The sequence below is a fragment of the Sandarakinorhabdus sp. genome (assembly GCF_040398645.1).
In the GTDB taxonomy this organism is placed as follows: domain Bacteria; phylum Pseudomonadota; class Alphaproteobacteria; order Sphingomonadales; family Sphingomonadaceae; genus Sandarakinorhabdus.
The window spans coordinates 20,530-44,853 of the sequence record NZ_JBBATR010000012.1 but is presented as its reverse complement, the minus strand read 5'-3'; the positions used below and the strand labels follow the sequence as shown (position 1 = coordinate 44,853).

Genomic DNA, 24,324 nt, shown 5'->3' with positions numbered 1-24,324 from the left:
CCTGCCAGTTGGCTGGCAGCTTGTCTGGCATCGCCAAGCGTGGCATTTGGCGGGTATGGCAAATCGTCATTCAGGGCTGCTGCTGATCGCCGCTTGCTTGGCGGCTTTGGCGCTGCGTGTGCTGGTGCCGACCGGCTGGATGCCGGCCCCCGGGAACGATCTTGTCCTGTCCTTGTGCAGCGGCGGCAGTGTTGCTGGCCAGCCGCTGCTTCCGGCCAATGATGGCGGCGGCTCGCCGTGTGATTATGCGCTGGCGCTCGGCCCGGCGTTGGCCAGCGCCGGGCCGCTGATGTTGGTGCTGTTGGCGCAGCCGCTCGTGCCGGCCATGGCGCTGCGGCCGCCGCGCGCAATCGTGCGCCGGCACCGCTCGCGTCCCCCCGGCCAGGGGCCGCCGCGCGCCTGATCGATCCGGCGTGCACCGGTCTGGCGTTCAGCCCGGTGTCCCTGTTCTCTGTCTTGGGACGCATCATGAAAATAATCGGATTGGCCTTGGCGTTTGCCGTGGCCTTGCCCGCCCCCGATCCTGCCGCAGCGCGCGAATACCGGCTGGGCAGTTTGACGATCGATCACCCTGTGTTGCGTGTTGCCAGCCCGGTATCCAAAACTGGTGCCGGCTATATGGCTATCATCAATCGGGGCCAGACAGCAGACCGCCTGTTGTCTGTTGTAACCACAGCATCCGCACGCGCCGATCTGCACGGCACGATAGCCAATGGCGCCGTGATGCAGATGCGGGCGCAAACGGCTGGCGTGCCCGTGCCGAAGGGCGCCACGGTGAAATTTGCACCCGGCGGCCTGCACGTGATGTTCATCGGCCTGAAAGCGCCGATGCGCGAAGGAGCGACGCTGAAAGCGCGGCTGATCTTTGAAAAAGCCGGGCCGATTGACGTTGAATTCAAAACCGAAGCCGCCGCCGGCAGCCACCAACATTGAAACCGAAGGGAAAAAGACCATGAAGACAATGATGATGACGATGGCCGCAGTGGCTGCGATTGCGGCTGCAATTGCGCCGGCCGTTGCGCAAGATGCCAAGGCTGGTGAAAAAGTGTTTCTGGCTTGCAAGACCTGCCATGCCGTTTTGCCGGGTCAAAATCGCATCGGCCCATCGCTGGCCGGCGTGGTTGGCCGCAAATCGGGGCTTTACCCGAAATACACATACTCCGCAGCCATGAAGGCCAAGAATGTGGTGTGGACCGAGGCCAATCTCGATACCTATCTCACCAAGCCGCAAGCCTATGTGAAGGGCACCAAGATGGCCTATGGCGGCATTGCCGATGCCAAGAAGCGCAAGGACGTGATCGCGTATCTGAAAACGCTCAAGTAAACCCTTTGACCGCCGGCTGGGTTCAGCCCAGCCGGCGGTTCAACGTAATGTTCAGGATATGGTTGCCGGGGTCTGGCCCGGGCCTGTTCAGATGCTGGTACATGTAGCCGGCTTCCAGGTTCAGCCGCTTGCCCAGTGGCTGCAGCCAGCCGCCAAACAGCCGCTGTTGATCAAAACCGCGGCGCGCGCCCCAATCGGTGCTGTTGAACGCCAAAAATGTCTCGCTGATCAGCAGCGGCCCGGCGGTGCCTGGTCCCTTGAGCGGGGTTTGCAGCCGCCAGAACATCCGCAGCCGCCAGCCCAGATCATTGGCGCCTTCAAAGCTGCGTTCTTCCAGCCGCCAGCGCGTGATCAGCGCCAGCCCGTCCTTGCGCCGATACACCGGCCCCATCACCTGCTGCCACAACCGATGCTCGTCGCTGTTGGCACCGCGCACAGGATTGTTGTGCTGGAAATGATAGCCGGCGTGAAAATCGATATCGTTCTTGGTGCGCACACCAATGGCACCGCGCGCCACAATCTGGCCCAGCCGATCACCATCATTTGTAAAACGCGGCTGCAATTCGGCCCACAACAGCAATTTGCCGTCAATCGGCCCCTGCACCAGCAACGTGTTCCAGCTTTGCACATCCTGCGCGTTGGAAGGCGCGGCCAGCAACAGGGCGGACAGCAAGAAAATGCGAGACATCATCATTGCGCGGCCCTGCCGGAACAATATGTCAGCGCCATGACAGTTCAAACCGCAAGCAATGCCTTGTCGAACGGCAGCCGGCGCAGCCGCACACCAGTCGCAGCAAAAATCGCATTGGCGAGCGCCGGGGCCACCGCCGGGTAGGCTGGCTCACCAAGGCCGGTCACCGGATAATCCGGTGTCAGAAACGCCACTTCGATCGGCGGCGTCTGGTCCATGCGCGCCAGCGGCACATCGCCGAAATTGCGCTGTTCGATGCCGCCATCGGCAAAGGTGATGGCGTGGGTCTGGCAAGCATTGAGCGCATCGAGAATGCTGCCCTGCACCTGGTTGAGCGCGCCGGCCGGGTTGACGATCTGGCGCCCGACATCGCCGGCCACCCAGATTTTTTCCACCTTCACCGTGCCGTCATTGGCGACGCTGGCCTCTATGACATTGGCGAAATAGCCCAGATGGCTGAAATGGAAGGCAATACCCAGCCCCGACCTCTGGCCCGTGCGCGCCGGCAGCTTGCGGCCCCAGCCGGCCATGGCGGCCGCCTTGTCGAGCACGCCGCGCATGCGGCCGGTGTTGTAGGCACCGCGCGCGGCAGAATCGCCGATGAAGCGCGGCGCACCCAGAAATTCGCGGCGGAACTGCAACGGATCCTTGCCCGCCGCATGCGCCAGCTCATCGATGAAGCCCTGCGTCACGAAACCAAAGGCATTGTTGGCCGGCGCCCGCAGGAACCCGGTGGTGTGGATCAATGGCAGCACCGTGGCGCCGAGCCGGAAATCCTCGACGATGCCGGCCGGAAAATCGCTCGGCCCGATGTTGGCGGCGCGGGCGAATTTGCCGTCCCGGCCGTGGCTGATGAAATGATTGTCCCACGCGATGCAGCGCCCCTGCGCATCCAGCCCGGCTTCGAGGAAATGCCAGCCGCCGGGGCGCAGGAAATCCTGCGTGATATCGTCTTCGCGCGTCCAGGTCAGCTTGATCGGCCGGCCGGCGGCGCGCGCGATCCATGCCGCTTCGACCATGTAATCATTCTGCAAACGCCGGCCAAAGCCGCCGCCAACGCGCATCATGTGGATGGTGATGTTTTCGGGCGGCACGCCCAGCGATTTCGCAACCGCAGCGCGGCCCGGCTCAGGGTTCTGCGTCGGCGCCCAGATTTCGATTCTGTCGCCGATGACGCGCGCCGTGCAATTGATCGGCTCCAGCGGCACATGCGGGATGAAGGGATAGGCATAATCGGCCGACACGCGCCTGGTCGCGCGCGCCATCGCGGCGGCCACGTCACCACTGCTGTGCACGGCCATCGCCGCCGGCTTGCCCTTGGCCGCCGCCGCCAGTTTCTCCCACGTTGCAGTCGATTGGAAGGCGGCCGGGCTGTCGGTCCACACCACGTCCAGCACGGTGCGGGCGCGCTGCGCGTGCCAGCTGGTGTCAGCAATCACCGCCACGCCGGCGCTCAAGCCCTCATACTCATCGCTGCCCGCCACGATGAAGGCATCGCGCACACCGCCCATTTCCTTGGCGCGGGCCACGTCAGCGGACTTCACCTTGGCCCCCTGCGCCGGCGGCTTGACGAAGGCCGCGTGCAGCATGCCCGGCAGCACGGCATCGATGCCATAATCCTGTTTGCCCGTCACGATGGCGCGGTTGTTCACGCCCGGCTGGAACGTGCCGATCAGCTTGAAGTCCTTGGGGTTCTTCACCGCCACGCTGGCAGGATCGGGCGCGGGCAGGGCCGCGGCTGCGGCGGCAAACTGGCCATAGGGTGCGCTGCGCCCGGAGGCGGCGTGCATCACCATCGCGGCCTTGGTGGTCAATTGTGCTGCCGGCACGCCCCACGATGTAGCAGCGGCCTGCACGATCAGCGCCCGCGCCGATGCGCCGACCTTGCGCATCAATTCATATTGCGTGGTCATCGCCATTGAACCGCCGGCCGCCTGCCGGCCATAGATCTTGGCGTTGGCCAAGGTGGGTGCCACGGTGAGCGTGGCCCAATCGGCGTCCAGTTCCTCGGCGATCACCATCGGCAGGCTGGTGCGGATGCCTTGGCCGATTTCCGGATTGCTGGCCATGATGCTGATGCGGTTGTCGGGCGCGATCTCCACCCAGGCGTTGATCTGCGCGGCCTCGGCTGCACCTGCCGATTGCGGGCTGATGCCCAGATACAGGCCGCCGCCTGCCGCCGCGCCCGTGAACAGGAAATTGCGGCGATTGAGCTGCATGGTCATTGCCCCCTCAGGCCTTCAGCAAATTTGTGTCGAACGGCAATTGCCGCAGGCGGGTGCCTGTCGCCTGAAAAATCGCCGCGGCCAGCGCTGGCGCCAGGCTGGGATAGGCCGGCTCCCCAAGGCCGGTGGTGGCAAAATCGGTCGCCACAAACGCCACGTCCACCGCTGGCGCGTCGCTCATCTGGGCCAGATGATAATCACCGAAATTGCGCTGCTCGACGGCGCCGTCGGCAAAGGTGATGCGCTGGCCCATTGCGGCGCCCAATGCATCGATCACGCTGCCTTGCACCTGGTTCTCTGCGCCCGACAAATTTACGATCTGCCGGCCGACATCGGCAGCCACCCAGATCTTGTGCACCTTCACGCTGCCATCGGCCGCGACGCTGGCCTCAACGACATTGGCAAAATAGCCAAGGTGGCTGAAGTGAAAGGCGATGCCCATGCCGCTGCGTTGGCCGCTGCGCATGCCAGCCCGCGCTGGCAGTTTTCCGCCCCAACCCGCCATGGCGGCGGCCTTGTCCAGCACGCCGCGCATGCGCCCGGTGTGATAGGGGGTGCCGCCGGCATCGGCCTTGGTTTCGCCGCTGAATTCCTCGGCGATCGGGATGGCCCGGCCCGGCCCGAGCAGCGCCCGGCGATACTCCAGCCCGTCACGCCCCGCCGCATGCGCGCATTCATCGATGAAGCCCTGCGTGATGAAGCCAAAGGCATTGTTGATCGGCGCGCGCAGCCAGCCCAGCGTAGAGGCCAGCGGCAGCACGGTCACATCGGCGCGGTAATCGCGGATCACGCCTGATGGAAACAGCGACGCATCGATCACCGCTGGCGGATCGAGCTTGCCGTCGCGGCCAAAGCTGATGAAATGATCATGCCATGCTATGATATCGCCCTTGGCATCCAGCCCGGCTTCGAGTTGGTGCCAGCCGCCGGGGCGCAGCCAGTCGTGGGCAAAATCCTGGCCGCGATCCCAGGTCAATTTCACCGGCACGCCGGCGGCCTTGGCAATCACGGCGGCTTCCACGGCGACATCGTTCATCAAGCGCCGGCCAAAGCCGCCGCCCGATCGCATCAGATTGAGCGTGATATCCTCGGGCTTCAGCCCCAGCGCCAGCGCCACCATGCGGCGCGCATCCTCCGGCGTCTGGGTGGAGAGCCACAATTCGCATTTGCCGTTGGCCACGTGCGCCGTGCAGTTCATTGGCTCCAGGGCGGCATGGGCAAGAAACGGGTAACTATAATCGGCCTTCACCCGTTTGGCTGCCGCCGCCAGTTTTGCCGGTGCATCGCCGTGGTTGATGTGGGCGGGCATGGCCGGGCCACCCTGCAGCGCCTTGGCAGCGGCGGCATCCCAGGCCGTGGTGGACTGGAACGCCGCGTCGCCGCCCTGCCATTCGCAGGCCAGCGCGTCGCGGCCCTTCAGCGCCGCCCAGGTTGAATTGGCCAGCACGGCAATGCCCTGCTGCAACATTTCGATGCCCGGCAATCCCACGTCAATCTCGGTCTTGAGATCGCGGCGCTGGGCAATGTCGATCACGGCCTTGACGCCTGGCACTGCCAGCGCAGCCGCCTTGTTGGCGCTTTTCAGATTGCCGCCAAACACCGGCGATTTGGCGAACGCGGCATAAACCATGCCGGCCGGGCGCGCATCGATGCCAAACAGCGGCTGGCCGGTCACAACGGCGCGGTTGTCCACGCCTGGCACGCGCTTGCCCAATATGCGAAATTGCGCCGGGTCCTTCAGCGTCAGGCTTTCGGGCTTGGGCGGAGCCACGGCGCTGGCGGCGGCGGCAAACTGGCCATAGCCCGCGCTGCGATTGCTGGCGCGGTGATAGAGCCGCCCGCTGGCGGTGGTAACTTCGCTGGCTGGCACGCCCCAGCCCTTGGCGGCAGCCTCGATCAGCATGGCGCGCGCACCGGCGCCCAGCCGGCGCATGCGATCAAATTGTGTGGGTGTGGCCGATGATCCGCCGGCCAACTGCACGCCGTAAACGCTGCGATTGCCCGGGGCCTGCACGACGCGCACCTGCGCCCAATCGACGTCCAGTTCCTCGGCGATCATCATTGGAAAGCTGGTTTTCACGCCTTGGCCGATTTCTGGCTGATGCGCGGTGATATCGATGCCGCCATCGGGATGCACCAACACAAAGGCCGACAAGGCGCCTGGCATCGCGGCGTTGGCGCCCGAAACATGCCAACCCAGCGACAGCCCGCCGCCCGCCAGCACACCGGCCTGCAGCACCGCCCGCCGCGACGGCTTGAGGGCGGCGATGCTCACGCTGACGCCGCCTGCTTGATGGCAGCGCGGATGCGCGTGTAGGTGGCGCAGCGGCACAGATTGCCGCTCATGGCCGCATCGATATCGGCATCAGTCGGCTTGGGCGTGGTGCGCAGCAGCGCTTCGGCGGCCAGCAATTGCCCGGCCTGGCAATAGCCGCATTGCGGCACATCCAGCGCCACCCATGCGTCCTGCAGTTTGCGGCCCCAGGCCGACACCGACAGGCCTTCGATGGTGGTGATCCTGGCGGTGCCCACGGCTGAAATCGGTGTCTGGCAGCCACGCACCGGTTCGCCGTCCAACTGCACCGTGCAGGCCCCGCAAAAACCTGCGCCGCAGCCAAATTTGGTGCCGGTCATGCCCAGCACGTCACGCAAGGCCCACAGCAGCGGCATATCGGGATCGGCGGTCACCTCCACTGGCTTGCCGTTGATGTTCAGCTTCATGGCCATCCCTCCCTGCGTTGCCAAAACAGCATAGCCGCGCTGCTTCGGCCCGGCAATCGGCGCGAAGCGCGTATCATCATTGCTCGGCGCAGCCTTTTGGATCGTATCTCCCGATGTTGCCTGAAGCCGCGCTTGGCCCTATCGCCCTGCCATGATGTCCCGCCGCTCCATGCTTTCCGTAACCGCCCTGTCGGCACTAGCTGCTGCATGTTCGCCGTTGGGCGCGCTGAATGGTGTTAACCGGCTGACGCCAGGCGACGGCGGTGTTCGGCAATTGGTCGATGGCGCGGCGTTCGGGCCAGATCAGCGCCAGCGGCTGGACGTGTGGGCGCCCTCAGGCTCCGCCGCTGCGTTGCCGGTAATCGTGTTCTTCTATGGCGGCAGCTGGAAAAGCGGCGATCGCAGCGGCTATGGCTTTGCCGCCCGCGCCTTGGCAGCGCGGGGCTTTGTGGTGGTCGTGCCCGATTACCGGCTGGTGCCGCAGGTGCGCTGGCCGGCCTTCGTCGAAGATGGCGCGGCGGCAGTGCGCTGGACAGTCGCCAATATTGCCGTGCACGGCGGCGATCCCGCCCGCATCGCCGTGATGGGCCACAGCGCCGGCGCACACATTGCCCTGCTGCTGGCCCTTGATCAGCGCTGGAGCGTAGCCGGCACCATCAAGGCCGCCGTCGGTCTGGCTGGACCCTATGATTTCCGGCCCTTTACAGCCGGCGGCGCCGCCGATCTGGCGCTTGGTAATGCGCCCGATTTGGCTGATACCCAGCCGATCAACTTTGCGCGGGCCGATGCGCCGCCGCTGCTGCTGCTGCACGGCACCGCCGATACCACGGTGCTGCCGCGCAACAGCGAGCGCCTGGCCAATGCCATCACCGATCTTGGCGGCCGCGCCGCCGTGAAGCTGTATGATGATGTGGGCCACATCGGTATCTTGCTGGCGCTGTCAAAGCCGTTTCGCGGCAAGGCGACGGCGCTTGCGGATGCCAGCAATTTCCTGCTGACGGCATTGGCGCCGGCTGCAAGCGCACCTTGAGCAGCACGTAAGGCGGGTCTCGGGCGGGTTGGCGCTTTATGTCCTGATGATGCCGGTCATCGCCTTGGCTGGCGCGGCAGCGAACGCGCGGCGCACCACCAGTTCAGGATCCAGCCCGAACAGGCCGGCAACAGCCCCGGCAAACAGCGCGTTCAAGCTGCTGGTCGGCATCAGGTCACGGTCTTGGAACAAGCGGTCCAGCCCCGGCCAATCGCCGTGCACCTTACCGCCCGCCACGCGCCCGCCGGCCAGCAGCGCCGCGCTTGCAGTGCCGTGATCGGTGCCGCCGGTACCGTTGGCTGCCACGGTGCGGCCAAATTCGGTGGCGGCAATCACCAGCGTGTTGGACCATGCCGCACCCAGCCCGGATTTCAGCGCGGCAAACACCCCGTCCAACTGGCGCAGCTGGTTGTTCAGCCGCTGGGCTTGCCCGGCATGCGTATCCCAGCCGCCCATATCCAGCACGGCAATGCGCGGCCCGCTGGCATCGGCCAGCAGGCGAGCAGCGGTGGCAGCCAGGGCGGCGCTGTTGCCTGGGCCATCCGCGCTGCCGCTGGCACCGGCCATCATTTCGGTGGCGATGGCGTCGCTCCACAGGCGGTGCAGCAGCGGATCGGCTTCGTACAGGGCTGCCACACGCACCTTCAACCCGGCGCTGGCATCGGGCAGCCGGCTGGGCGCAAAGCTGGTGGCCGGGGCAGCGCCCTGCAACAGCGCCGGCAACGTGGCCGATAGCGCCACGGCCGGGCTTTGCGCCGGCAGCAGCGGCAGCAAGCGGTTCAGCCAGCCGTCCTTGACCGCATAAGCCGCGTTGCCGGCGGTTTCGAGAATGTTCTGCGCATCGAAATGGCTGCGCTCCCGGTAGGGGCTGGCGATGGCGTGCACCACAGCAGCCTCACCAGCCGCAAACAGGCCGGCAAAGCCTGCCAGCGCCGGATGCGCAGCAAAATCCGCCGTCAATTTGATCGGCGCGCCCAGTTGCGCTGGCGGCGCAGCGAGCTGCCCGCGCAGCTTTTCAAGGCGATTGTCGTTCAGCGGCGGGATAGCGGCCAGCCCGTCCATGGCGCCGCGCAAGATGATGAACACCAGCCGCGCATCCGTGCCGGCAGCCGCCAGCGCCAAGCGCGGGTGCAGCGCCAGCCCGCCGATGAATGCGCCGCGCGCAAGCAAATTGCGCCGGCTGACAAAAACAGTTCGATCGATCATCGGCGCAGGAACTCCGGGCAAACCAGCAGCAAGGCGGTGCCTTCGGCAGGGCTTTCGGCGCGGGCAATGGCTGCGCTGGTGGCAGCAGACAGGGTGCCCGGCAACAATTTTGCCGCCAGCCCGCGCGGATCGCCGCCGCCGGCCAACCCTGCAAGCCGCCCCGCCACTTCCACCCGGCGCATCAGCGCATCGGGCGCCGCCCAGCGTGCGGTATCGTCGGGCCAGCCTGCCGGCGATCCTGGCCGCCACACCGGCTGGCCCAGTTCGGCCAGCATTAGTACCAGCCGCAGATCGGGCATGTTTGTTTTTGGCAATGCGCGCGCCACCGAAACCGTCCAGTCCCACGGCGTCTTGAATTTGGCCAGCGGCTGCGCCCAGGCTTCGGGTGCGTTGACCACGGCGCGGTACAGCGCCATCAGATCGCCGCCGCTGGCCAGATAGGCCTGCGCCATGCGCGCAACCAGGGCCGGTGGCGGCACATCAGCCACCAGATGCCGAGCCAGTTTTTCGGCCAGCCGCTGCGCTGTTCGCGGGTGAGTGGCCAGATCGTTCAGGATCGCCTCTGCCTGCGCAGCGCCGCCCTGCGCATAGGTTTTGCCGGCAACGGTGACGCTGCCCGGCTCGTGCCAATTTGGCTGAAACACGAATTCACCGTCCGGGGCCGGCACGCCCAGGGGGCGGCGCACAAAGCCGCCAATGCTCCAGCCGGTGAGTGCGCGCGCCAGCCCGCCGACATCGGCCTGCGTGTAATGGCCGGCGCCCAGCGTGTGCAATTCGAGGATTTCGCGCGCCAGATTTTCATTCAGGCCGGGCTGGCGCGGTGCATTTCGCCGGCGCGCCGCCTGCGCGAGCAAGCTGCCCGGTCCGATGGACTGCGCCTGATCCAGATAAAACATCATGCCGGGATGGCGCACCACCGCCAGCAGCAAGCTGCCAAAACGCCCGGTGATGCCGGGCCGGATCGCTTCGAATTCCAGCGGGCCGCCCATGGTGGCGGTGGCCAATTTGTCGGTGGAAATGGCAAAATGATTGGCCCAGAAATGCACCAGCCGTTCGGCAAATGGTGCTGGGCCGCTGATGGCCATTGCCAGCCGCGCCTGCACCTGCGCGCCATAGGCCTGGCGAAAGGCCTGGCGGCGTTCCTGCTGATAGCGATTGGCCTCGGCTTCGGCTTCCGGGCCTTTCAGTGGCTCTGGATCGCCGGGCTGGCGCGGCAGGCCGCCAATGCCGACCCGGCGCAAGGCGGCCAGATTCTGGCGATATTGCAGGGTCATGGCCGCTCCGCCGGGCAAGCCGGACAGAACGGCAGGGCGCGGATCAAACTGATCGAACTGGCCCAGCAGCCAGCCTTGCGGATCAGCGGGTGCAGCCATTTCCGGCCTGGCACCAAGGCCGAAACGATTAAGCGCGATGGCAGCGTTGCTCATGTCATGCCAACGTGGGCAACATGTATTTTCCCTCGCGGGAAAATTCGCGGTGCTCTGGCGTGGACGGCGTCAGCGATTGCCCTGGCGCTTCAGAAAGCCCGGCACATCATCATCGCCCCCATCACCTGACTTGGCGGCTGGCTTGGCGGCCGGTGCCAGCGAGGCAGGTGGTTCGGGTGCACGCCGGCGGGACACGCCCATCATGCGTTCAAACAACGTGAGCGGGCGATCGTCCACGGGCGGGGCAGGCTCCGGCTCCGGCTGCTGAATTGGCGTTGCAGCTTGTGTGGCTGTTTTGGGAGCAGATTGTGCAGGTGCGCCGCTGCCCATTGGCCCGGCCGGGCCGGACTGCACCGGGCTTGGCACTTGCGGCGTGAAGCGGAAGCTGGCGGGCGGCACATCGTCGGCACGTTCGGCATTGCCCAGATCAATGGCGTCATCGGCATCGGTATCAACGCTCGAAACGCTATCGTCGGCAGCAATCGCCAGCGCATCCTGTTCGGCTGGCGGCGCCTCGGCAATCGGGTCCGGCGTTGGCTGGGCAATCGGCTCCAGCGCGATTGGTTCGGGGATGCGGTCAGGGGAGGAGAAGATATTGGGTTGGGACAAAAAGGCGCTGGCGGGGGCTTTCTTGGCGGGGGCCACCATGGGCGACTGCTTGGCAGCGGCATCGATGCCGGTTGCCACCACGCTCACGCGCATCACGCCGGCCAGATCGGGGTTGAAGGCGCTGCCCACCATGATATTGGCGTCGGCGTCGACCATGTCGCGGATATAGCTGGCGGCTTCGTCCACTTCCATCAGCTTGAGATCGTCACCGCCGGTGATGTTGATGATCACGCCCTTGGCACCGCGCATCGACACTTCATCGAGCAGCGGGTTGGCGATGGCCTTCTGGGCGGCTTCCACGGCGCGGCCTTCGCCGCTGGCTTCGCCGGTGCCCATCATGGCCTTGCCCATCTCGCTCATGACCGTGCGGATATCGGCAAAATCCAGATTGATCAGGCCGGGCATCATCATCAGATCGGTGATGCCGCGCACGCCTTGGTGCAGCACCTGATCGGCCATCACAAAGGCTTCCTTGAAACCGGTATTGGCATTGGCGATCAGGAACAGATTCTGATTGGGAATGATGATCAGCGTATCGACATGCTTTTGCAGCTCGGCAATGCCGGCTTCGGCGGCCTTCATGCGGCGGCTGCCTTCAAAACTGAACGGCTTGGTAACGACCCCCACCGTCAATATGCCCTTTTCACGGGCCGCGCGCGCCACCACCGGTGCTGCGCCAGTGCCGGTGCCGCCGCCCATGCCGGCGGCGATGAAGCACATGTGCGCGCCGTCCAGTGCGGTTTCCAGCTGATCGAGGGTTTCTTCGGCAGCAGCGCGGCCAATTTCGGGCCGGGCACCGGCGCCAAGGCCCTGGGTGATCTTCATGCCCAATTGGATGCGGGTGCCGGCCGGGCTCAGCGCCAATTGCTGGGCATCCGTGTTGGCGACAATGAACTCCACGCCGGTCAGTTCAGCGGCGATCATGTTGGCCACGGCATTGCAGCCTGCACCGCCAACGCCGACAACCGCGATGCGCGGTTTGAGTTCAGTGAGTTCAACTTTGGCAAATTCCAGCATCTCGTGTCTCCTCAGGCAACTACATACTAGATTATGTGCGAATCGCTGCAAGGCCGCTTCATAGACTTCCCCACAGTTTTTCGATGACCCCTGACAGGCCGCGGCGCGGCGCAGCATTTTTGCCGCTTCCGGCCTGGTGCCAGATGTCGCCCTGCTCGCTGGCGGCAAACAGCACCAGCCCGGCCAGCGTGGCAAAGGCTGGGCCTTCCTGTGCCTGCGGTAAGCCAATCAGGCCGCGCGGGCGGCCAATGCGCACGTTGCAGCCCAGATAGGTGCCGGCATAATCGGCGATTGATCGCAGATCCGCGCCGCCGCCGGTCAGCACGATGCGCCGCGCTTGCGGGCCAACAAAGCCCAGCGCCGCCAGCGCCTGCTTGATTTCGAAAAACATCATGTCCAACCGGGTACGGATCACCGCCACCAGCACGGCGCGCGGCAGCTTTGCGGGTTCACCGCCGCCATCTTCGGCTGCCGATGGAATGGTCACCACCTCGCTCTGGTCGCGGCTGGTGGCGACAGCGGCACCGTGAAAGGTTTTCAAGCGTTCGGCGCTGCTGCGGCGGGTGGCAAAGGCAGCGGCAATATCATCGCTGATATCCACACTGCCCATCGGCACGGTGGCGACACCCACGGCGATGCCGAATTTGTGCACGGCAATGCTGGTGATGCCGGCCCCGATTTCGATTAGCGCCACGCCGATGTCGCGTTCTTCGGCATCCAGAACGGCCAGGCTTGCGGCCATCGGGCTGGCCACCAGCGCCGATATGCCCAGATGCGCCTGGCCCACGGCGCGGCCAAAGTTCAGGATGGCCGGTGTGTCGGCGGTCACCACGTGAATATCCATGCCCAGCCGATCGGCATGCAGGCCCAGCGGGCTTTCGATGCCGATCAGGCCGTCCATGGTGTACAACGCTGGCAGCGCGTGCACCACTGTGCGGCCACGCGGATCGATGGCTGCGCGCCCGGCCTGGCGGAGGGTGACCATATCGGTGGGGGTGATGTTGGCACCGGCGATATCGATTTCGGCGCTGGCCATGGCGCTGGCCATGGCACCGGCGGCAAATCCGGCCACCACGTTGTTCATTTGCAAGCCGGCGGCGCGTTCGGCCTGGTCCATGGCGCCGCGAATGGCGATTTCCGCCTTGTCGAAATCGGTAATCGTGCCGCGCTTGAGGCCGCTGCAGGGTTTCTGGCCGCTGCCGATCACGCGCGGTTCGCCGTCACCGCCGATCAAGGCGATCAGCGCGGAGACTTTTGATGTGCCAACATCTAGCACGGCTACCGGCCGTTCGGGCTGGCTGCGGCTGAGTGGGGGAAGCGGAATGCGCGGGGCCATGACGGTCGCTGTGTCCTGATCAGATCTTGCGGGCTTGCAGTGCGGCGCGGCGGGCTTTTTCCTCGGCGGCCAGAGTTTGCGCGACGGCCGGGCCGGCCACGGTCATCCGGCCGGGCAGGCGCAGATCAAAGCGGGTGAAATGCCCCCCCAGAAGGCGCTGCGGCCCCTGGCTGTCGAGCTTGGCAAAGGCAAGCAGCGCTGCTTTGGCCAAGGCTGGGCGATCGGGCAGGGCCAGCACCTCGCCGCTTTTGAAGCGCAAATCCCAGCGGCGTTCGCCCACCAGCGTCGCGGCCAACACATCTCGGCCCAGCGGCGTGGCGGCAATCAACGCCAGCGCTTCGTGGGCGCGGGTGTTGGCGCCCGGCCCGATAAGGATCGGCAGATCGTTCCACCGCTCCAGCCGCTGCCGAGACAGCACACCGCCGGTGATATCGATGGCGGCCAGTTGCCGGTTCATCTGCCACAGCGCCACTGGCTTGCGCTCCACCACTTCGATCAGCAGCGTATCGGGCAAGCGGCGCTGCACTGTGGCATCGGCCACCCACGGCAATTGCTTCAGCCGGGCGCGCATCGCATGCAGATCGGTGGCCAACATGGCGTTGGTCGGGCCGTTGAAAACCTTGGCATAAATATCCAGCCGGTTCTGTTCGCGCGCGCCGGTCAATTCGACATGACGAGCCTCCCAACCGCGCGCCGCTGTCCACAGCACAAAGCCTGTCCACAGCCGCTGCGGGATACCAAACGCGATTGCGGCGGCCAGCGCCAACACCAGCAAGACGCCGCCAGCGAGCACGGCCTGCAGCTTGCCAAAGCGGCGCTTGCCAAATGCCGCCGCGCTGCCTGCGGGGCTGGCCGGGCGCGCCTGCGCCGATCTGGGCACCCGCGCGCCGCGCTTGAGGGTTGCGGCCGTCATGCTTGCTTGCCGCCAATTTTGGCGTGCTGGTCTTCCAGCGCCAGATCGATCAAAGTCTGCACCAATTGCTCGTAGGATATGCCCACATGCAGCGCCTGTTCGGGCACCAGGCTGAGCGGAGTCATGCCGGGCTGGGTATTTGTTTCCAGCAGATACAGCCCAGCCAGGCCGTAATCCGGGTCCCAGCGGAAATCGGATCGGCTGGTGCCGCGGCAGCCCAGCAGACGGTGCGCGGCCAGCGCATGCGCCAGGCAGGCCGCTTCGATTTCGGCCGGTAGATGCGCGGGGCAGATGTGCCGGGTCAGTCCGTCGGTATATTTGGCAGCATAGTCATAAAATCCTGATATTGGCTGCAATTCGGTTACCGCCAGCGCGCGGTCCCCGATCACGGCCACGGTCAATTCCTTGCCGGCAATGAACGGTTCGGCGAGCAAGCTGGAAAATTCGTGCCACGGCCCCGGCACATCGCGGTGGATGGGTTGGCCGTGGTTGCTGCTGTCGGTGACGATGGCGACGCCCACCGACGAGCCTTCGTTGATCGGTTTCAGCACATAGGGGCGCGGCAGCGGATCGCCGGCAAACAGGCTTTCGCTGCTGACGATCACGCCCTTGGGCATCGGAATGCCGGCCGGCACCAGCACCAGCTTGGTCAACTCCTTGTCGATGGCGATGGCCGACGTGGTAACGCCGCTGTGGGTGTAAGGCAGGCCCAGCAAATCGAGCATGCCCTGCACGGTGCCATCTTCGCCGGGGGTGCCATGCAGGGCGTTGAACACCACATCGGGGGCTGCGGCGCTGAGCACGGTGGCGACATCGCGGCCCATATCGACCGCAATCACGTCATGGCCCAGCGCGCGGCACGCATCGGCAATGCAGCGCCCGGAGGTCAGCGAGACCTCCCGCTCAGCGGACCAGCCGCCCATCAGCACCGCGACCTTCATGCTGGCCGCACTCGGCCAACGCGTTGAATTTCCCACTCCAAATTCACGCCGGCCCTGGCCAGTACATGCGCCCGCACCAGTTCGCCCAGCGCTTCGATATCCGCCGCGCTCGCCCGGTGGCTGTTGATCAGAAAATTGCTGTGCTTTTCCGATACTTCGGCGCCACCCACCCTGAGGCCCCGGCAGCCGGCGTTGTGCACCAGTTCCCAGGCCTTGTGCGGCGCCGGATTCTTGAAGGTGGAGCCGCCGGTGCGGGTGCGCAGCGGCTGGCTGGCTTCGCGGGCGGCGGCGATGCGGTCCATCTCGGCCTGGATGGCGGCCTTGTCGCCGGGCCGGCCGCGCAGACGCGCCGAAACCACGATCTCGCCATCGGCCAGGTTGGAGTGACGATAGCTGTAATCCAGGGCGCTGGCCAGCCGGGTTTCCACTGTGCCGGCGCGGGTGATCACGGTGATTTCTACAAGCACATCAGCCACTTCGCGGCCATAGGCGCCGCCATTCATCCGCACGAAGCCGCCGACCGTGCCGGGAATGCCGCGTAGAAACTCCAGCCCAGCCACGCCGGCATCGCGGGCGGCGCTGCTGACGCTGATGCCCGATGCGCCGCCGCCGCAGATCAGCGTCTCGCCGTCGGCGCTCACCTTGGCGAACGGCTTGCCCAGCCGCACGACCACGCCCGCCACGCCGCCATCGCGCACGATCAGATTGCTGCCCAGGCCCAGCGCCAGCACCGGCATATCGGCCGGCAAGGCCTTGAGAAAAGCGCACAAATCGTCCGGATCCGCGGGCTCAAACAGCCAGTCTGCCGCGCCGCCAGCCTTGAACCACAGCAGCGGGGCCAGCGGGGCATCAGGCGTCAGCCGGCCGCGAGGGGCGACGTTGATCATCCCGCCCGCAACCCGGCAATCGCGTCGGCCAGCCCGGCGGCCCATTTGGTGATGTCGCCCGCGCCCAGGCAGATCACCTGATCATCGGCGCGCAGAACACCGGCAAGTTTGGCCGCCAAATCGTCCGCGCCGGTGACAGACTGTGCCAGCGGGTGTCCGGCTGCGACCAGTCCGGCGGCAAGTGCTGGCGCATTGATGCCGGAAAGTGGCGTTTCGCCGGCCGAATAAACCGGCGCGACAAACACCATGTCCGCATCGTTGAATGCAGCGCAGAAATCAGCCATCAAATCGCGCAGGCGGGTGAACCGATGCGGTTGCACCACGGCGATCACCCGGCCTGCTGCGCTTTCGCGCGCGGCGGACAGAACGGCGCGGATCTCGACGGGGTGATGGCCGTAGTCATCGATGATCACTGCGCCGGCCACTTCGCCGACTTTGGTAAAGCGGCGTTTGACACCGCCAAAGCGCGCCAGGCCAGCGCGCAAGGCCGCATCATCGACGCCCAACTCCAGCGCCACGGCAATCGCCGCCAGCGCATTCTGGACATTGTGGCGGCCAGGCATCGGCAACATCAGATCATCGATGCGGCGCTGCACCGTCTCGGCGCCCTCGCGGCTGCGCACCAGCACGGCAAAGCGGTTGCCGCCCGGCACTGGCTGCACGTCCAGGCCGCGGACGTCGGCGGTGGCGGCAAAGCCATAGGTAATGATGCGCCGGTCCGAAACGCTGGGGATCAGCGCCTGCACTTCGGGGTGATCGATGCACAAGATTGCGGCACCGTAAAAGGGCACGGCGTGCACGAAGGTGCGAAACGCCTCGCGCACCTTTTCAAAATCGCCCCAATGATCGAGATGCTCGGGATCGATGTTGGTGACGATGCCGAAGGTGCCGGTTAGCCGCAGGAAGCTGCCGTCGCTCTCATCGGCCTCAACCACCATCCAGTCCGACGTCCCCAGCCGGGCGTTGGAGCCGATGGTGTTGATGATACCGCCGTTGATCACGGTCGGGTCCAGCCCGCCGGCATCGAGCAGGGTGGCGACCATGCTGGTCGTGGTGGTCTTGCCGTGGGTGCCGGCCACCGCGACGCAGCTTTTCAATCGCATCAGTTCGGCCAGCATTTCGGCGCGGCGCACCACCGGGATGCGCTTGGCGCGCGCCGCCACCACTTCGACATTGTCGGGCTTGATCGCGGTGGAAATCACCAGAACGGCGGCATTGGCGACATTCTCGGCCCGCTGGCCGATGAACACGGTGATGCCCTTGCGGCGCAGGCCCTCAACGACATAGGAATCGGCGGCATCGCTGCCCTGCACCGCAAAGCCCAGATTGGCCATCACCTCGGCAATGCCCGACATGCCGATGCCGCCGATGCCGACAAAGTGGATGACGCCGATATCGGTGCGAAACCCTGGCCGCAGGCGGATATTGCCATTCTCGAGCGAAAATGCAGGGGCAACAGGCGGGTTCATGCGATCAATCCGGTGGCGATGACAAGGTTGGCGAGGCGCTTGGCGGCTTCAGGCAGCCCGGCGGCGCGCGCGGCGCTGGCCGCAGCCGCCAATTCCTGCCGGTCGGTCAGCCACGGCGTCAAGGCTTCTGCAAGGCGCTGCGGCGTGAAATCGGCTTGTCGGAGCATCTGCGCCGCGCCGACCGCAACCAGCGCGGCAGCATTGTCCGCCTGATGATCATCGGTGGCGATCGCCAGCGGCACCAGAATCGATGGCCGGCCCATCACCGCCAGTTCCGCCACCGTTGATGCGCCGGCGCGGGCGATTACGATATGGCTGGCCGCCATTTCGGTGGGCAGATCCGGAAAATAGGCGGCGATGCGCACTTGGATGCCGGCGAGTTCATATGCGGCGCGCATGGCCGGCTGGTCTTCTTCGCGGCCCTGGTGCACCACATCGATCTGGCTGCGCAGTTCGGCTGGCAGCAGCGCCAGCGCGGCCGGCACCACCTGGTTGAGGATGGCAGCGCCCTGGCTGCCGCCGGTGATCAGCAGCCGGGGGCGCAGCGCATCGGCCGCAAAGGCTTCATCGCGCGCGCTCAGCACATCGGGGCGCACCGGATTGCCGATGAAATGCGCGCGGCGCTGCCACGCACTGTGCATGAAGCGCACGCGCGGGAAGCTGGTGGCGATGGCCCGCACGCGCGGCGCCAGATAGCGATTGGTGCGGCCCAGCACGGCGTTTTGTTCGTGAATCAGCGTGGGCAGATACAGGGATTGGCCGGCCAGCAGGCCCGGCAGCGAGGGATAGCCGCCAAAGCCAATGACAGCCCGCGGGCGCAGCGCCTTGAACAAGGCCCGCGCCGTAGCCCGCCCGCGCCAGACCGCCAAGGCCACGGCAGGCAGTGAGCGCCAGCCGCTGCGGCCAGTGCTTGCGGCGTCCACCTGGGTGACCGGCACGCCGGCAAACAGGCCCGGAAAGCGCAAGCCGCGTTCATCGGTGACCAGATGCACGCGGTGGCCGCGCGCCATCAATTCCAGCGCCAGGCAGTGCGCCGGCACCATATGGCCGCCCGTGCCGCCAGCGCACAGCACATAGAGGCCGTTAGGCCCCGGGCCTGGCCGGCGCGGCGGGCTGTCATAACGGTCCGGCAATGCGGGCGGCGTAGCGTCTGTCATGTGGCGCGCAGCCTCGCTTGCCCAAAGCCATCTGGGCCTTGCGCCCATGGCCGGCCTTTCAGGAACGGATTGCCGCGCGTGAACGCCAGCAGCAGCCCGGCAGCGATGCAGGTGGCCAGATAGGATGAACCGCCGTGGCTGATGAACGGCAAGGTCATGCCCTTTGATGGCAGCAGATCAAGATTGACCATCATGTTGATCGCCGCCTGAAAGCCGAACTGCGTGGCCAGGCCGGCGGTAGCCAGAAACACGAACGGATCATCTTCATCCATGGCGACCAGCAGGGCGCGCACCACCAGCCCCATGAACAGCCCGGCCACCATGCAGCAGGCGATCAGGCCGAATTCCTCGCCGATCACGCTGAAGATATAATCGGTTTGCGCTTCGGGCAGGCGGAATTTCATGCGGCCTTCGCCCGGCCCGGTGCCGGCCCAGCCGCCGGCGCGAAAGCAGTCCAGCGCCTTGTCGATCTGGAAGGTATCGCCCACGCCAAACACGAATTTGTCGATGCGCGACGCAAAATGTTCGAGGGTGAAATAAGCCGATACCAGCGCGGCGGCGCCGATGGCGATGGCGATGCCCACCAGGTTCAGCGACAGGCCGGCCAGCATCGCCTGCACCAGCCACACCGCCGCGATCAACGCCGATTGGCCGATATCGGGCTGCGCAATCAGGCAGACCAAGGTGGCCGCCAGGATGCCGGCGGTGATTTCGATGGTCGGCAAGCTGCGATCTGCCACCCGCAAGCTGAGCAGCCACGCTGTCGTCAAGACGAAGCACGGCTTGAAAAACTCCGACGGCTGGATCTTGATGCCGGGCAGTTCGATCCAGCGCACCGCGCCATTGGTGTCGCCGGCGATGAACGGCACCGCCATCAGCGCCAGCAGCCCCAGACCAGTGCCAATCACCGCCAGCCGCTTGAGCAGGCGCACATCCAGCATCGATGTCACCACCATCAGCGGCAGGCCCATCGCGATCCAGCCCAATTGCCGGTAGAGGAAATGCAGATCGCCCAGCCGCTCCTTGCTGGTCGACAATTTGCGGGCAGCGACGGGCGAAGCGGCGGCCACGGCCATGATGCCGATGGCCATCAGCGCAAAGATCAGGATGAGCAGCGTCTTGTCGATCGTCCAGAACCAGCGGCCAAAGCTGGAGCGGTCGCCGCGCGAGAAGGCGGCTGCCCCCGGACGCGGGGCTGGGGCACGATTGGTAGTGCGCGCCATCGTCAATGTTCCTGCAACTGGGCGACCAGCGACCGGAAGGCTTCGCCTCGGTGCTCGAAATCGCGATACTGATCAAAACTGGCGGCTGCCGGGCTGAACAACACGGTATCGCCCGGCTGGGCAGCAGCGGTTACGGCTGCCACGGCCGCGCTGAGCGTGCCGACGCTGCTGGTGGGCACATAAGCGCTGATCTGCGGGGCAAAATAGGGGGCTGCTTCGCCGATCAACCAGGCGTGCACGACATTCTGCAATTGCGGCAGGATCGCCGACAGATCGGCGTGGCCGCCGCCATCCAGCTTGGGCCGGCCGCCGGCAATCCAGTGGATGCGCGGATAGGCCGTCAGCGCCGGGGCGGTGCTGTCGGGATTGGTGGCCTTGCTGTCGTTGATCCACAGCAGGCCGCGCTGCTCCCCCACCGGCTCCATGCGGTGCGCCAGCGCCTGATAGCTGGCCAGCCCGGCGGCAATGGCGGCTTCGGTGATGCCCAGCGCGCGTGCTGCTGCCACGGCGGCGCGGGCGTTTTCCAGATTGTGCGGGCCTTGCAAGCCCGGCCAGTCGGCCTGATCGCCTGGCGGTGTCACTGCATCGATATATTGGGTCTCTGCCGGCCCCGATTGCACCGCATAGACCGATTGCGCCACGCGGCCGACGATGGCCGTGCTGCCGGGCTGCTGCATGGCGAACAGCCGCGATTTGGCAGCAGCATAGCCGGCCATGCTGCCGTGGCGTTCGAGATGATCGGGCGTGAGATTGAGCAGCACGGCGACATCGCAGGCCAGACTGTGGGTGATGTCCAGTTGATAGCTCGACAATTCCAGCACCCACACGCCGCCAGCCGGCAACGGCGACGCCGCCATGATCGGCAGGCCGATGTTGCCGCCCATCGCGCTGGCCAGCCCGGCAGCAGCGCACAGATGATGGAGCAGCGCAGTGGTGGTGGATTTGCCGTTGGTGCCTGTAATGCCGACCACGCGCACCGGAGGCATGGCAGCGCGCGCCAGTGCAAACAATTCGATATCGCCCAGCACCGGCACGCCGTGGCGCGCCGCGGCGGCAAAGATCGGCGCCGTGTGCGGCACGCCGGGTGACACGATCACGCCGGCCAGCCCGGCAATGTCGGCGGTGTTCAGATTGATCAGCGCGCCATCATGGGCAGCGCGCGCGGCTGCATTGTCATCCCACGCCCACACTTCGCCGCCCGATGCCGCCAGCGCCGCCGCCACGGCGCGGCCCGACCGGGCCAGGCCCAGCACGCCCCAGCGTTTGCCGGCAAAGGCAGGCGAGGTGATCACCGCAGCTTCAACGTGGCCAGCCCGACGAGCGCCAGCAGAATCGCAACGATCCAGAAGCGGATCACGACAGTCGCTTCCTGCCAGCCTTTTTTCTCATAATGATGGTGCAGGGGGGCCATGCGGAACACGCGTTTGCCGGTGGTTTTGAAACTGACCACCTGGATGATCACCGACAAGGTTTCCAGCACGAACAGCCCGCCGATGATCAGCAGCACCAGTTCATGATTGGTCACCACCGCAATAGTGCCCAGCGCGCCGCCCAGCGCGAGGCTGCCGGTGTCGCCCATGAACACCATGGCCGGCGGCGCATTATACCACAAAAAGCCCAGACACGCCCCAATCAGCGCCGCGCAAAACACCGCCAGTTCGCCCGAACCCGGCACGTGATGAATGCCCAGATAATCGGAAAAGCGGATATTGCCGACCAGATAGGCAATGATCGCAAAGGCCGAAGCCGCGATCACCACCGGCATGGTGGCCAGCCCATCGAGGCCATCGGTCAGGTTTACGGCATTGCCGAACCCGGTGATGATGAAGGCGGCAAAGATGATGTAAAACACGCCGAGATACAGGCCGAAATCCTTGAGGAACGGCAGATACAGCGTGAATCCGGTGCGGCTGGCGATGTAGGAACAGGCCAGCCCGGCAATCAGAAACTCAAGCCCCAGCCGCACCTTGCCCGATACCCCCTTGTGGCTTTGCTTGGTTACCTTGTCAAAATCATCCATGAAACCAATGGCGCCAAAGCCCAATGTGACCAGCAGCGCCGTCCACACAAAGCCGTTGGCCAGGTCCATCCACAGCAACGACGAGATGCACAGCGCAATCAGGATCAGCAGGCCGCCCATGGTCGGCGTGCCGCGCTTGGTGAGCAGATGCCATTCCGGCCCGTCTTCGCGGATCGGCTGGCCCTTCCCCTGCCGGGCGCGCAGCAACGTGATGAAACGCGGGCCGATCAGCAGGGCAATCGCCAGCGATGTCATCAGCGCGGCAATCGCCCTGAATGTGATGTAGCGAAACAGGTTGAACACGCCGTCATACCCGGCCAGATCGGCAAGCAGCTTGATCATGCGGCGTTCCCCCCGGCGGCCAGCGCGGCAATCACCCGGCCCAGCCCGACACTGTTCGATCCCTTGACCAGCAGCACATCATCTGCGGCCAGCGTTTTCCTGATTTCGGCCAGCGCGGCATCGGCATCCGCCACATGGCGCACATCGATCTGGCGGCCAAGTGCGCGCGCCAGCGGCTCCATGTCATCGCCCACCAGCACCGCAACTGCGGCGCCGGCCTTCAGCAGATGCGGGGCGATGCCGGTGTGAAATTCCTCGGACAACAATCCCAATTCCTTCATGCCGCCCAGCAGCGCCAGCCGGCGGCCGCGCCCGGCCGGCGTGATGGCTGCGAGCACGGCAAGGCTGGCGGCCATGCTGGCTGGATTGGCATTATAGGCCTCATCGATCAGCATGGCCTCACCGCCGCATGCGGCCACGCGCAGCCGCTGGCCGCGCCCCGGCAAGCCATCAAAGTCCGACAGCGCCAGCCCCGCCAGCGCCAGATCGCCGCCGGCGGCCTGCACAGCGGCCAGCACGGCCAGGCTGTTGTTTACCCAATGCTGGCCGGCCATGCCAATCCGATAGGTCAGCCGCTCGCTGCCGATCTGCGCGGTCACGCAGCTGCAATCAGCATGGAGTTTCACTTGCTCCGCGCGGACATCAGCGCCGGCGGTCTGCCCAAAGCGCACGATGCGCGCGCCGACATCGCGGGCGGCGGCTGCCAGCAAATCGGCATGGATATTGTCGTGCGGGATGATCGCCGTGCCGCCCACTGGCAGCCCGCTGAAAATCTCGGCCTTGGCGCGGGCGATATCGGCTTCGCTGTCGAAGAATTCGCGGTGGGCGCTGGCGACCCAGGTAACCACCGCAATGTGCGGGCGCACCAGAGCCGTCAATTGCATCAGCTCACCGGGATGGTTCATGCCCATTTCAAACACGCCAAAGCGGCTTTGTGCCGGCATGCGCGCCAGCGACAGCGGCACGCCGGTGTGATTATTGTAGCTTTTGACGCTGGCATGCACCGCGCCAGGCGCAAAGCGGCCGAGCGCGGCCTTGAGCGCTTCCTTCACGCCGGTCTTGCCGACACTGCCGGTGACGCCGATGCGGATGGCTGCGCTGCGATCCCGCGCTGCGGCGGCCAGCGCATTCAGCCCTGCCATCGTGTCGGCCACGCGCACTCGCGGGCCATCTGCGGCCGCGCTGACCAGCAAACCCGCTGCGCCGTTGGTGATAGCCCCGGCGGCAAAGCGGTGGCCATCGGCGGTTTCGCCCGGTAGCGCGACAAACAGATCGCCGGGCTGCACCTCCCGGCTGTCAAAGGTGACGCCGTCCACGGCAAAATCGTCGCTGGCGGTGCCGCCGGTGGCTGCGGCGATGGCCTGGCTGGTCCACAGGCTCATGCTGCGCACGCCCGCGCGACGGTTACATCATCGAACGGCAGCACGCGGTCCCCCACGATCTGGCCCTGTTCGTGGCCCTTGCCGGCAATCAGCACGACATCGCCGGCCTGCGCCTGGCTCAAGCCAGCGGCAATGGCTTCGCGGCGGCCGGGCACTTCGGCGGCGGCGGGTGCGCCGGCCAGCACCGCGGCGCGGATCGTGGCGGGGTCTTCGCTGCGCGGATTGTCGTCGGTGATGATCACAAGATCGGCATTGGCAGCCGCAGCGGCGCCCATCAACGGGCGTTTGCCGGCATCACGGTCACCGCCCGCACCGATCACCATGATCAGCCGGCCGGCCACATGCGGGCGCAGCGCGGCGCAGGCCGCCACAATGGCATCGGGCGTGTGGGCGTAATCGACATA

22 protein-coding genes are annotated in these 24,324 nt (G+C 65.9%); 4 read left to right on the top strand and 18 right to left on the bottom strand.

The window, feature by feature from the left end:
- The first annotated feature begins 55 nt into the window (after nt 1-55).
- The 3 genes from ABWP50_RS04610 to ABWP50_RS04600 all read left to right on the top strand — a co-directional run bounded on the left by ABWP50_RS04610 (nt 56) and on the right by ABWP50_RS04600 (nt 1,324).
- Nucleotides 56-403: a hypothetical protein gene (locus ABWP50_RS04610; RefSeq protein WP_353216821.1), complete on the top strand. Its 348-nt coding sequence runs from the start codon at nt 56-58 to the stop codon at nt 401-403.
- Between the two features lie 65 nt (nt 404-468).
- Nucleotides 469-933 carry a copper chaperone PCu(A)C gene (locus ABWP50_RS04605; RefSeq protein WP_353216820.1) on the top strand — a complete coding sequence of 155 codons (465 nt, stop codon included), beginning with the start codon at nt 469-471 and terminating at the stop codon, nt 931-933.
- A gap of 19 nt (nt 934-952) precedes the next feature.
- Entirely contained in the window at nt 953-1,324 is a 372-nt protein-coding gene (locus ABWP50_RS04600) for a c-type cytochrome (RefSeq protein ID WP_353216819.1), read from the top strand.
- Between the two features lie 22 nt (nt 1,325-1,346).
- On the opposite strand, the gene ABWP50_RS04595 is transcribed toward ABWP50_RS04600, so the two are convergent.
- From ABWP50_RS04595 to ABWP50_RS04580, 4 genes are read right to left on the bottom strand one after another with little or no spacing between them, the layout of a single operon-like run.
- On the bottom strand, nt 1,347-2,018 hold the full coding sequence (locus ABWP50_RS04595) for a DUF2490 domain-containing protein (RefSeq protein ID WP_353216818.1): 672 nt from the start codon (nt 2,016-2,018) through the stop codon (nt 1,347-1,349).
- A gap of 41 nt (nt 2,019-2,059) precedes the next feature.
- A complete protein-coding gene (locus tag ABWP50_RS04590; protein ID WP_353216817.1) occupies nt 2,060-4,240 on the bottom strand; it encodes a xanthine dehydrogenase family protein molybdopterin-binding subunit in 2,181 nt (726 codons plus the stop codon).
- A 7-nt stretch (nt 4,241-4,247) separates the two neighbouring features.
- A complete protein-coding gene (locus tag ABWP50_RS04585) occupies nt 4,248-6,515 on the bottom strand; it encodes a xanthine dehydrogenase family protein molybdopterin-binding subunit (protein WP_353216816.1) in 2,268 nt (755 codons plus the stop codon).
- Nucleotides 6,512-6,967: a (2Fe-2S)-binding protein gene (locus ABWP50_RS04580; RefSeq protein WP_353216815.1), complete on the bottom strand. Its 456-nt coding sequence runs from the start codon at nt 6,965-6,967 to the stop codon at nt 6,512-6,514. The genes ABWP50_RS04585 and ABWP50_RS04580 overlap by 4 nt, the downstream gene beginning before the upstream one ends.
- 163 nt (nt 6,968-7,130) lie before the next feature.
- Here ABWP50_RS04580 and ABWP50_RS04575 point away from each other — a divergent pair, with 163 nt between their 5' ends.
- On the top strand, nt 7,131-7,991 hold the full coding sequence (locus ABWP50_RS04575; RefSeq protein WP_353216814.1) for an alpha/beta hydrolase: 861 nt from the start codon (nt 7,131-7,133) through the stop codon (nt 7,989-7,991).
- 36 nt (nt 7,992-8,027) lie between these two features.
- On the opposite strand, the gene ABWP50_RS04570 is transcribed toward ABWP50_RS04575, so the two are convergent.
- From ABWP50_RS04570 to ABWP50_RS04505, 14 genes are all read right to left on the bottom strand, one after another.
- Entirely contained in the window at nt 8,028-9,197 is a 1,170-nt protein-coding gene (locus ABWP50_RS04570) for a DUF1501 domain-containing protein (protein WP_353216813.1), read from the bottom strand.
- Entirely contained in the window at nt 9,194-10,624 is a 1,431-nt protein-coding gene (locus ABWP50_RS04565; RefSeq protein ID WP_353216812.1) for a DUF1800 domain-containing protein, read from the bottom strand. The genes ABWP50_RS04570 and ABWP50_RS04565 overlap by 4 nt, the downstream gene beginning before the upstream one ends.
- A gap of 69 nt (nt 10,625-10,693) precedes the next feature.
- Nucleotides 10,694-12,250, bottom strand: a complete 1,557-nt coding sequence (gene ftsZ / locus ABWP50_RS04560) for a cell division protein FtsZ (protein WP_353216811.1) — start codon at nt 12,248-12,250, stop codon at nt 10,694-10,696.
- A gap of 58 nt (nt 12,251-12,308) precedes the next feature.
- Entirely contained in the window at nt 12,309-13,586 is a 1,278-nt protein-coding gene (gene ftsA, locus ABWP50_RS04555) for a cell division protein FtsA (RefSeq protein WP_353216810.1), read from the bottom strand.
- 19 nt (nt 13,587-13,605) lie between these two features.
- Nucleotides 13,606-14,499, bottom strand: coding sequence for a cell division protein FtsQ/DivIB (locus ABWP50_RS04550; RefSeq protein ID WP_353216809.1), 894 nt, complete (start codon nt 14,497-14,499; stop codon nt 13,606-13,608).
- Entirely contained in the window at nt 14,496-15,440 is a 945-nt protein-coding gene (locus tag ABWP50_RS04545; protein ID WP_353216808.1) for a D-alanine--D-alanine ligase, read from the bottom strand. Before ABWP50_RS04545 ends, ABWP50_RS04550 begins: the two co-directional genes overlap by 4 nt.
- Nucleotides 15,437-16,327 carry a UDP-N-acetylmuramate dehydrogenase gene (gene murB / locus ABWP50_RS04540; RefSeq protein ID WP_353216807.1) on the bottom strand — a complete coding sequence of 297 codons (891 nt, stop codon included), beginning with the start codon at nt 16,325-16,327 and terminating at the stop codon, nt 15,437-15,439. The genes ABWP50_RS04545 and murB overlap by 4 nt, the downstream gene beginning before the upstream one ends.
- Nucleotides 16,324-17,796 carry a UDP-N-acetylmuramate--L-alanine ligase gene (murC, locus tag ABWP50_RS04535; RefSeq protein ID WP_353216806.1) on the bottom strand — a complete coding sequence of 491 codons (1,473 nt, stop codon included), beginning with the start codon at nt 17,794-17,796 and terminating at the stop codon, nt 16,324-16,326. The genes murB and murC overlap by 4 nt, the downstream gene beginning before the upstream one ends.
- Nucleotides 17,793-18,953 (bottom strand): undecaprenyldiphospho-muramoylpentapeptide beta-N-acetylglucosaminyltransferase, encoded by a 1,161-nt coding sequence (murG, locus tag ABWP50_RS04530; protein ID WP_353216805.1) that lies wholly within the window; start codon nt 18,951-18,953, stop codon nt 17,793-17,795. Before murG ends, murC begins: the two co-directional genes overlap by 4 nt.
- Nucleotides 18,950-20,176, bottom strand: coding sequence for an FtsW/RodA/SpoVE family cell cycle protein (locus ABWP50_RS04525; protein ID WP_353216804.1), 1,227 nt, complete (start codon nt 20,174-20,176; stop codon nt 18,950-18,952). The genes murG and ABWP50_RS04525 overlap by 4 nt, the downstream gene beginning before the upstream one ends.
- 2 nt (nt 20,177-20,178) lie before the next feature.
- On the bottom strand, nt 20,179-21,468 hold the full coding sequence (gene murD, locus ABWP50_RS04520; protein ID WP_353216803.1) for a UDP-N-acetylmuramoyl-L-alanine--D-glutamate ligase: 1,290 nt from the start codon (nt 21,466-21,468) through the stop codon (nt 20,179-20,181).
- On the bottom strand, nt 21,465-22,538 hold the full coding sequence (mraY, locus tag ABWP50_RS04515) for a phospho-N-acetylmuramoyl-pentapeptide-transferase (RefSeq protein WP_353216802.1): 1,074 nt from the start codon (nt 22,536-22,538) through the stop codon (nt 21,465-21,467). Before mraY ends, murD begins: the two co-directional genes overlap by 4 nt.
- The gene (locus ABWP50_RS04510; RefSeq protein WP_353216801.1) at nt 22,535-23,920 is read right to left on the bottom strand and encodes a UDP-N-acetylmuramoyl-tripeptide--D-alanyl-D-alanine ligase; all 1,386 of its coding nucleotides are present in this window, start codon (nt 23,918-23,920) and stop codon (nt 22,535-22,537) included. The genes mraY and ABWP50_RS04510 overlap by 4 nt, the downstream gene beginning before the upstream one ends.
- On the bottom strand, nt 23,917-24,324 hold a 408-nt coding region (locus ABWP50_RS04505; RefSeq protein ID WP_353216800.1), incomplete at its 5' end, for a glutamate ligase domain-containing protein. The genes ABWP50_RS04510 and ABWP50_RS04505, both read right to left, overlap by 4 nt.

Bases quoted from the DNA above. Each gene is read 5' to 3' on its own strand.
- ABWP50_RS04590 (WP_353216817.1), bottom strand. From the start codon at position 4,240: ATGACCATGCAGCTCAATCGCCGCAATTTCCTGTTCACGGGCGCGGCG.
- mraY (WP_353216802.1), bottom strand. From the start codon at position 22,538: ATGATCAAGCTGCTTGCCGATCTGGCCGGGTATGACGGCGTGTTCAAC.
- ABWP50_RS04605 (WP_353216820.1), top strand. From the start codon at position 469: ATGAAAATAATCGGATTGGCCTTGGCGTTTGCCGTGGCCTTGCCCGCC.
- ABWP50_RS04545 (WP_353216808.1), bottom strand. From the start codon at position 15,440: ATGAAGGTCGCGGTGCTGATGGGCGGCTGGTCCGCTGAGCGGGAGGTC.
- murG (WP_353216805.1), bottom strand. From the start codon at position 18,953: ATGACAGACGCTACGCCGCCCGCATTGCCGGACCGTTATGACAGCCCG.
- ftsZ (WP_353216811.1), bottom strand. From the start codon at position 12,250: ATGCTGGAATTTGCCAAAGTTGAACTCACTGAACTCAAACCGCGCATC.
- ABWP50_RS04525 (WP_353216804.1), bottom strand. From the start codon at position 20,176: ATGGCGCGCACTACCAATCGTGCCCCAGCCCCGCGTCCGGGGGCAGCC.
- ABWP50_RS04610 (WP_353216821.1), top strand. From the start codon at position 56: ATGGCAAATCGTCATTCAGGGCTGCTGCTGATCGCCGCTTGCTTGGCG.
- ftsA (WP_353216810.1), bottom strand. From the start codon at position 13,586: ATGGCCCCGCGCATTCCGCTTCCCCCACTCAGCCGCAGCCAGCCCGAA.
- murC (WP_353216806.1), bottom strand. From the start codon at position 17,796: ATGAACCCGCCTGTTGCCCCTGCATTTTCGCTCGAGAATGGCAATATC.
- ABWP50_RS04600 (WP_353216819.1), top strand. From the start codon at position 953: ATGAAGACAATGATGATGACGATGGCCGCAGTGGCTGCGATTGCGGCT.
- ABWP50_RS04510 (WP_353216801.1), bottom strand. From the start codon at position 23,920: ATGAGCCTGTGGACCAGCCAGGCCATCGCCGCAGCCACCGGCGGCACC.
- murB (WP_353216807.1), bottom strand. From the start codon at position 16,327: ATGATCAACGTCGCCCCTCGCGGCCGGCTGACGCCTGATGCCCCGCTG.
- ABWP50_RS04550 (WP_353216809.1), bottom strand. From the start codon at position 14,499: ATGACGGCCGCAACCCTCAAGCGCGGCGCGCGGGTGCCCAGATCGGCG.
- ABWP50_RS04565 (WP_353216812.1), bottom strand. From the start codon at position 10,624: ATGAGCAACGCTGCCATCGCGCTTAATCGTTTCGGCCTTGGTGCCAGG.
- ABWP50_RS04575 (WP_353216814.1), top strand. From the start codon at position 7,131: ATGCTTTCCGTAACCGCCCTGTCGGCACTAGCTGCTGCATGTTCGCCG.
- ABWP50_RS04580 (WP_353216815.1), bottom strand. From the start codon at position 6,967: ATGGCCATGAAGCTGAACATCAACGGCAAGCCAGTGGAGGTGACCGCC.
- ABWP50_RS04570 (WP_353216813.1), bottom strand. From the start codon at position 9,197: ATGATCGATCGAACTGTTTTTGTCAGCCGGCGCAATTTGCTTGCGCGC.
- ABWP50_RS04595 (WP_353216818.1), bottom strand. From the start codon at position 2,018: ATGATGATGTCTCGCATTTTCTTGCTGTCCGCCCTGTTGCTGGCCGCG.